The following is a 612-nucleotide window of genomic DNA, read 5'->3' on the forward strand; positions in this document are numbered from 1 at the left end:
GTGCTCGATGCCCATCTGCCGCTGGATGAGATGCTGACGGTGGATATCAGCCATACGCCGGAAATGAAGGGGATCTACTCCCGCGTGCGCCTCAACAGCCAGATTAGTCGCCGCGATATGTTGCTGCTGGCGCTGATGTCTTCCGAGAACCGCGCGGCCGCCAGCCTGGCGCATCACTATCCGGGCGGCTACGACGCTTTTATTCGCGCGATGAACGCCAAAGCCCAGGCGCTGGGCATGACCCATACCCGCTACGTGGAGCCCACCGGCCTGTCGGTGCATAACGTCTCCACCGCCCGCGATCTGACCAAACTGCTGATCGCCAGCGAGCAGTATCCGCTGATCGGCCAGCTGAGCACCACCAAAGAAGAGACCGCCACCTTCGCCCATCCGGCCTACAGCCTGCCGTTCCGCAACACCAACCATCTGGTGTATCGCGATAACTGGAACATTCAGCTGACCAAAACCGGTTTCACCAACGCTGCCGGCCACTGCCTGATTATGCGCACGGTGATTAACCAACGTCCGGTGGCGCTGGTGGTGATGGATGCCTTCGGCAAATATACCCACTTCGCTGACGCCAGCCGCTTGCGGACCTGGATTGAAACCGGG

At 60.6% G+C, this 612-nt stretch carries 1 protein-coding gene; it reads left to right on the forward strand.

Annotated elements, in window-relative coordinates; translation table 11 throughout:
* Positions 1 to 612, forward strand: a 612-nt coding sequence (gene pbpG, locus HHU12_RS34535; protein ID WP_169661223.1) for a D-alanyl-D-alanine endopeptidase, incomplete at both ends; no start/stop codon positions are given.

The sequence above is a fragment of the Flammeovirga aprica JL-4 genome, from assembly GCF_012844305.1.
GTDB lineage: Bacteria > Bacteroidota > Bacteroidia > Cytophagales > Flammeovirgaceae > Flammeovirga > Flammeovirga aprica.